Origin of the sequence: Halovenus marina (genome assembly GCF_051414115.1) — an archaeon.
Taxonomy (GTDB): domain Archaea; phylum Halobacteriota; class Halobacteria; order Halobacteriales; family Haloarculaceae; genus Halovenus; species Halovenus marina.
This window is the reverse complement of the sequence record NZ_JBLKNZ010000001.1, coordinates 3,000,892-3,007,656: the sequence shown is the minus strand read 5'-3', so window position 1 is coordinate 3,007,656 and position 6,765 is coordinate 3,000,892. Positions and strand designations below refer to the sequence as shown.

The 6,765-nt window shown below is 63.3% G+C and carries 6 protein-coding genes and 1 pseudogene; 2 read left to right on the top strand and 5 right to left on the bottom strand.

Features of this window, described 5'->3' with window-relative positions; all coding sequences use genetic code 11:
- The 3 genes and pseudogenes from ACMGFL_RS15310 to ACMGFL_RS15300 all read right to left on the bottom strand — a co-directional run.
- A pseudogene (locus ACMGFL_RS15310) lies at positions 1–797 on the bottom strand (hypothetical protein); the annotation flags it as partial.
- Positions 798–944: 147 nt separating this feature from the next.
- Positions 945–2,240: an amidohydrolase gene (locus ACMGFL_RS15305; RefSeq protein WP_436936397.1), complete on the bottom strand. Its 1,296-nt coding sequence runs from the start codon at positions 2,238–2,240 to the stop codon at positions 945–947.
- A 39-nt stretch (positions 2,241–2,279) separates the two neighbouring features.
- Positions 2,280–3,089, bottom strand: coding sequence for a CPBP family intramembrane glutamic endopeptidase (locus ACMGFL_RS15300; RefSeq protein WP_436936396.1), 810 nt, complete (start codon positions 3,087–3,089; stop codon positions 2,280–2,282).
- A 146-nt stretch (positions 3,090–3,235) separates the two neighbouring features.
- Here ACMGFL_RS15300 and hisG point away from each other — a divergent pair, with 146 nt between their 5' ends.
- Positions 3,236–4,081, top strand: a complete 846-nt coding sequence (gene hisG / locus ACMGFL_RS15295; RefSeq protein WP_436936395.1) for an ATP phosphoribosyltransferase — start codon at positions 3,236–3,238, stop codon at positions 4,079–4,081.
- Positions 4,082–4,132: 51 nt separating this feature from the next.
- Here hisG and ACMGFL_RS15290 read toward each other — a convergent pair whose 3' ends face one another.
- Positions 4,133–4,906, bottom strand: a complete 774-nt coding sequence (locus tag ACMGFL_RS15290; protein ID WP_436936394.1) for a zinc ribbon domain-containing protein — start codon at positions 4,904–4,906, stop codon at positions 4,133–4,135.
- Positions 4,907–4,994: 88 nt separating this feature from the next.
- The gene (locus tag ACMGFL_RS15285; protein WP_436936393.1) at positions 4,995–5,555 is read right to left on the bottom strand and encodes a TATA-box-binding protein; all 561 of its coding nucleotides are present in this window, start codon (positions 5,553–5,555) and stop codon (positions 4,995–4,997) included.
- Between the two features lie 177 nt (positions 5,556–5,732).
- Between ACMGFL_RS15285 and ACMGFL_RS15280 the strand changes: the two genes are divergently transcribed.
- Positions 5,733–6,704, top strand: coding sequence for a methyltransferase domain-containing protein (locus ACMGFL_RS15280; RefSeq protein ID WP_436936392.1), 972 nt, complete (start codon positions 5,733–5,735; stop codon positions 6,702–6,704).
- Positions 6,705–6,765: the final 61 nt, after the last annotated feature.

Here is a 6,765-nt window from a genome sequence, read left to right as displayed (position 1 = left end):
TCCTCTTCTTCAGTCTCATCCTCTTCCTCCTCACTCTCCTCTTCTTCAGTCTCATCCTCTTCCTCCTCACTCTCCTCTTCTTCAGTCTCATCCTCTTCCTCCTCACTCTCCTCTTCTTCAGTCTCATCCTCTTCCTCCTCACTCTCCTCTTCTTCGCTTTCTTCTTCGTCACTCTCGTCATCCTCGCTTTCTTCGACGTCGTCACCGCCCGGTCCGGCGTGGGATGGCGGTCCCCGTTCGCCGTCATCTGGCGGCCCAGCATGATCCGGCGGGCCTTGCATGACGTTCTCCGGCGGCCCCTGCGTCACATTTTCGGGCGGTCCCTGTGTCGTGTTCTCCGGCGGGCCTTGCGTGACGTTTCCGAGCGGCCCCGCGCCGGGATTGTTCGCGGTCACGAACGCCGAGATGATCTGGCCGAAGGTCAGTTGCGTCTGGTTCGCCAGCGATATGTTCCCGCTCTGGAGGGCGTGGACGAACGAGGAGACGGTCACCCCGAACGGCTGGTCGCTCACGTTCCAGTCGATCTCGTCCCCGATGTCCGTCTCGTTCTCGCCAGCGTCTGTCTCGTTCTCGCCAGCGTCTGTCTCGTTCTCGCCAGCGTCCGTCTCATTATCGCCAGCGTCCGTCTCGTTGTCACCGGCGTCTGTCTCATCATCCTCGTCGCCCGCCGCGTCGAGTTCGTCGTCGGTCGTTCCGTCCTCGTGGTCGTCCGCGGCCGCGACGCCGACGCCGGCCATCGCAACCACGGAACCGACCATCAGGAGTGCCAACACGAGTGCAGTCAGTCTCTCTCGCATGAGAGTAAAATGTCCAACAGTAGGTATTAAACCCGCAAGTAATTCAATCGAATTCGGGGACGTTCGAACTGATTGAAACCGTTTGAGACCGGCTGATACGATTTATCGACGTTTTGTGTCGTTTAATTCTCAACTGTAGAGTGAAAATCAGTCGGCGGACCGCTCGAACAGCGCCGTCGCGTGCTCGTTCGCTTCGCGGGTGACGGCCTCGACATCGAGTGTCAGCAGTTCCCGGTCGCGCATGAGCACGGACCCGTCACAGACCGTGTGGCGAACGTCGCTCCCGCGGGCGGCGTACGCGAGGTGACTGACCGGGTCGTGGTCAGGGGTGAGATGAGGGGCGTCGAGGTCGACCACAGCGAGGTCGGCGTTCGCGCCGGGTTCGATCCGGCCACTGGCGAATCCGAGCGCGTCGGCGCTTCCCGCGGTCGCCATCCGAACCACCGCGGGTGCCGGAACGGCGCTTGCGTCGTCGGCCGCGAGTTTGCCGAGCATCGCCGCGTCGCGCATCTCGTCGAACAGGTCAAGATCGTTGTTCGAGGCCGCGCCGTCAGTCCCGAGACCGACCGGAACGCCTGCATCGAGGAGATCCTGCACGGGAGCCATCCCGCTCGCGAGTTTCATGTTCGAGGCCGGGCAGTGAACCACTGCTGTCTCGCGCGCCGCGAGCAGGTCGATCTCGGTCTCGTCGACGTGGACGCAGTGCGCGAGAAAGCTGTCCGCCCCGAGCACGCCGAGGTCGTCGGCGTATTCGAGCGGGCGCTCGTCGCGCTCGGCGACGATCGGATCGACCTCGTCGGTCGTCTCGTTTGCGTGGATGTGAACCGGGATCCCTGCCTCGCGCGCCTTTGGGACGTACTCGCGATAGAATTTCCCGTCGACGGTCGTCAGACTGTGCGGGGTGAACATCGTCCGGACGCGGCCGTCGGCGTAGTCGTCGTACTCGCGAGCGAAGTCGAGCGCCTCCGCGAAGTCCTCGTGGGCCGCCTCGTCGTCCTTACCGACGGAAATCGCGCCGTGGCCGAGACGCGCACGGAGACCAGCGCTGGCGACGGCGTCGGCAACCTCTGGCATGAAAAAATACATGTCGCCGAATGCAGTCGTCCCCGAGCGGATCATCTCGGCGATGCCCAGACGCGCACCGGCGCGAACGTCCTCGGCCCGGAGGTTCGCCTCGACGGGCCAGATGTCCTCTTGCAGCCACGCGTCGAGTGGCTTGTCGTCGGCCGCGCCGCGAAAGAGCGTCATCGCGACGTGCGTGTGTGCGTTGACGAGACCGGGAACGACGAGTCCGTCCGCCGCGTCGAGGGCTTCGTCGCCGTCGACGGTCCCCGAGTCGGCCACCGCTTCGATCGTTCCGTCGTCGCTGTCGACCAGTACGTCTGCCCGCTCAACGGACATATCCGGCCGGAGCACCCGGCCACCCGTGATCGCGAGTTCCATACCCCCACTCCGAGACACGGCGAGTTAACTCTTGGAGAATTACAGACCGAGCGGTGTCAGCAGTGCGGGAGCGAGCACGGCAGCTTCCTGTTCGAGTTCTGGCCCATAGAGCAAGACGATGAGGAGAATCGAGTTGTGCATAGCGTGCAGCAGCGTCGGCACGACGATGTTGCCGGTGTACTCGTAGACGAAGCCGAGGACGTTCGCGGTCACAAAGAGGATCCCTATCGTGACGATGGCACCGGCGACCGACCCCGCGAGCGCGATGACGTGGACGACTGCAAACACGGCAGAGGCAATCAAGATTGCAGGAACCGCGTCGAAGTGTTCGCGCAGACGCCCCTGGACGACCCCGCGGTAGAGAACCTCCTCACACGGGCCAACGACGAAAAACATGAGCGCGAGTGCCCCGACCGCGAGCAGTGGGGACGGGTTCTCGATGCCCGAGACCTGTCGTTCCGCACCCTCTGCGGTCTCCAAGCCGAGAAATTCGACGAACAGCCCGATGACGAGCGAGAGCAAGAGAATCGCAAGATAGCCCCCGATGACGATGCCGAGTTCGCGAAGCGTCGGCCAGCGAACGCCGAGATAGGACGTGATGTGGTCACGCGTGAACCCGCGGCGTCTGAAGTAGGTGACACTGAGACCGAGAAATCCGATGTACTGTCCGAACACCGAACCCACGATGAGTGCAACGCCGAGCGAGAAACCGAGCGTGACGCCGATCACCCCGACGATGGTGCTCACGATGAGCAGAATGACGATACCGAGGAGCCCCAGACCGACTGCGATTGCTGCGTTCCGTGCCTGTGGTCGGTCACCGAGAAAGACATCTGCGTTGTGGGACATAGGTCGATAGTACTCCCGCAGGGGTGCGATTTTCGCGCCACGAACGCAGACCCCCGCGTTGTGTCTATCTTTGGAAGGGCAGACAAAAGAGTGTTCGTGGTTCGCACGGTCGAAAGGCAATTGCCCGAGGCGGGAGAAGGTGCAGTATGCGTATTGCCGTCCCGAACAAGGGCCGCCTGCACGACCCGACGGTCGAGTTGCTCGAACGCGCCGGGTTGCATCTCGTCGACGGTGCTGACCGCAAACTGTACGCCGACACCGTCGACCCGGACGTGACCGTGCTCTTCGCCCGGGCGAGTGACATCCCCGAGTACGTTGCTGACGGGGCCGCCGATATCGGTATCACCGGCTACGACCAGGTCCAAGAATCTCCGGTCGATCTCGTCGAACTGCTCGATCTCGGGTACGGAACCTGTCGGATCGTGCTCGCCGCCCCGGAAGACGGCCCCATCGAGACAGTCGAGGACTTCGCCGGTGGCTCGGTCGCCACGGAGTTTCCCCAGATCACTCGCAACTACTTCGAGCGCGAGGGTGTCGACGTGGACATCGTGGAGGTCTCTGGCGCGACCGAACTCACGCCCCACGTCGACATCGCTGACGGCATCGTCGACATCACCTCGACGGGCACGACGCTGCGGATGAACCGGCTCGCGGTCGTCGACGAGGTGCTCGACTCCTCGGTTCGGCTGTTCGCCCGCCAGTCGACCGCCGACGACCCGAAGGTTCGGCAGGTCGCGACCGCGCTCGAATCGGTTCTGGCCGCCGAGGACCGCCGCTATCTGATGATGAACGTCCCCGAAGAGAGTATTGAGAAGGTCAAAGACGTGATTCCGGGAATGGGCGGCCCAACGGTGATGGATATCGCTGGCGGAGACCAGGTCGCCGTGCACGCCGTCGTCGCGGAGGACCGCGTCTTCGAGACGATTTCCGAACTCAAAACCGTGGGTGCAAGCGACATTCTCGTCACCGAGATCGAACGGCTGGTCGAGTAGCGTGGATCACTAGAAGGTGTCGTTATAAATTTTCCACTCGCCGTCTGTCCTTCAAAGCTCGATATTTAGTGTCTGGCTCTGTTCGTCCTCTGGTCCCTGGACGGTGATATCAGCCTCGACCATCGCCTGTGTCCCAGTCTCTTCGACGACCCGGATCGCGTCGATGGTGTACTCGACATTTTCGAGAAACGACAGGTCTCCCTCGCTGACTTCCTGCAGTTGCGGACTGTTTGGATGGATGATCCGGTTGTAGGTCTCGATATTTGTCGAATCGATCGCGTTGATGTAGGTTCGAACCGCCGCTTCCGGCGTCGAGGCGTCGTATCCGCCGCCGTCCCGGACGAAGAAGTACCAGCCACCGACAGCGGCGGCGACGGCCGCGCCACCGGCCAGAAGGAGATTGCGCCGACTCTGGTCGTTCGGCCCGCCAGCACCGGGCGCACCAGGTGCCTGTCCCGGCCCGCCGCCACCTGGTTGCTGCTGTCTGGTCCCTTGCTGTTGGCCGCGCTGGGGCTGTTGTCGGCCGCCCTGCTGCTGTCCACCCTGCACCTGTCGGCCGCCCTGCTGGGCACCGCCCTGTGGCTGCTGTCCCTGCCTGGGCTGCGCTCCCTGTCGCCCGCCCTGGGGCTGTTGGCCACCCTGATGCGGTTGCTGACCGCCGCCCTGGCGTTGTCTGCCCTGCTGTCTGTCCCGCTCGCTCGGTCGCTGTTGCCGCTCTGTTCTGGATGGCTGTTGTGGGTCTGTCTCCACCAGGTCTGCGCCACACTCACTACAGTAGCGGGCGCCATCACTAGTCTGTGCGCCACACTGTGGACACTGAGCCATACGTATCATGTCCGGGACTTGGGATATAAAACGCCCGCTTGCGTCACTGTCCCGCGATAAAAACGCGCCGAGGATGACGCTAGCCCGGCTATTCGAGGAGGTTCAGGTCTTCGAGCCGTGAGACGATCTTGTCGACCGCCTGTCGGGCATCCTCGGGCTGTTTCCCGCCGGTGATGACCAGTTTGCCCGAGCCAAACAGCAGCGCGACCACGTCGGGGTCGTCGAGCCGGTAGACGAGTCCCGGGAACTGTTCGGGTTCGTACTCGATGTTCTCGAGTCCGAGTCCGATGGCGATGGCGTTGAGGTTGAGGTTCTTCCCAAGATCCGCCGACGTGACGATGTTCTGGACGATGATCTCCGGGTCGTCCTCGACCTGAATGTTCAGGTCACGGAGTTTGTCGAAGACGATGCGCAGACTCTGGTGGACGTCGTCGGTGCTTTTCGCACCCGTGCAGACGATCTTGCCGGACCGGAAGATGAGCGCCGCCGATTTCGGGTCCTGCGTGCGGTAGACGAGTCCCGGGAACTGCTCGGGGTCGTAGTCGGCACCTTCGAGGTCCATCGCCACGCTCTGGAGATCGAGTTCCTGTCCGATTCCAGTCGAGGCGACGACGTTTTCGATATTGATGGTTTCCTTTGGATCGGCCATGTCTCGACTTAAATATCGTATTTAAGGTTTATAAAGGTTCGTGGGATGGGGACGAGAACCGTCAGAGCGACGAAGTGAGCGGAACGGTGTGAGCCAATTCGAGGGATAGAGCGGAGATATCTGTGCAGACGGGCGAGAGACCGATACGCTCATGTCGTTCGCCCGGTCAGTTCAGCCGTGTACGTTCTCGAACTCGCGGGGCAGGACGACGAGTTCGCGACCTACGAGGCGCGCCAGCGCGCGAGCGACGTGACCCACGTCGCGCCGGGACTCGCGACGGCGCGTGGGATCACCGACGCCTTTGCTGATCTCGCCTTTACGCACCGCGCGAGCGAATTGGTCGGTCAGGGCGACCCGACCGTGTCCGACGCGCGGGCGATTCTCGACGCCGCGACAATCGAGCGCGAGGGGACAGTCGCGGTTCGCGCGGTGGACGTTCGCGCGACAACGGGGGTCGACACCCAGCGCGTCGAGCGAGAACTGGGGGACGTGCTCGTCGAGCGGGGCTTCGCTGTCGATCTCGATGACCCCGACCACGAGGTGCGTGCGCTCTTTTCCGGCGGCGAGGACGGAACCTGTCTCGTGAGCTGGCTAGCCGCAGAGACGACGCGGGGATTCACCGCGCGCAAACCGACCGACCGCCCCTTCTTCCAGCCCGGGAGCATGGACCCGATGCTCGCCCGCGCGCTCGTCAACATCGCCGGTGCACGCCCCAGCGCGACGGTGCTCGATCCGATGTGTGGCACCGGCGGCATTCTGGTGGAGGCCGGACTGGTCGGAGCCGACATCGTTGGAATCGACGTACAGCGGGAGATGGTCGAAGGCACGCGAGCGAATCTCGACGATGCGCTCGACGGGGACTACGAGGTACTGCAGGGTACCGCTGGCGCGCTCCCACTCGCCGGGGACAGCGTCGATGCAGTCGTCTTCGACCTGCCCTACGGCAGACAGTCGAAAATCGCAGGCGACCTCCACCAGCTCGTCGCCGACACGCTCGGTGAGGTTCGCCGGGTCGCCCCTCGGTGTGTCATCGTCGGTGACCGCCCGTGGACGCGGACGGCGAGCGAGATGGGGTGGACGGCCGAAGCAGCCTTCACCCGACGCGTTCACAAGTCGCTGACCCGGTACATTCTGGTGTTGCGACGGTAGACAGAACCGACATGGAATTGCGCTCGAGTCACCGACGCTCGGCGTAACCCCGAAATTCTGT

Coding starts and splice junctions, on each gene's coding strand:
- ACMGFL_RS15305 (WP_436936397.1), bottom strand. CDS start 2,240: ATGGAACTCGCGATCACGGGTGGCCGGGTGCTCCGGCCGGATATGTCC.
- ACMGFL_RS15285 (WP_436936393.1), bottom strand. CDS start 5,555: ATGGCCGATCCAAAGGAAACCATCAATATCGAAAACGTCGTCGCCTCG.
- hisG (WP_436936395.1), top strand. CDS start 3,236: ATGCGTATTGCCGTCCCGAACAAGGGCCGCCTGCACGACCCGACGGTC.
- ACMGFL_RS15300 (WP_436936396.1), bottom strand. CDS start 3,089: ATGTCCCACAACGCAGATGTCTTTCTCGGTGACCGACCACAGGCACGG.
- ACMGFL_RS15290 (WP_436936394.1), bottom strand. CDS start 4,906: ATGGCTCAGTGTCCACAGTGTGGCGCACAGACTAGTGATGGCGCCCGC.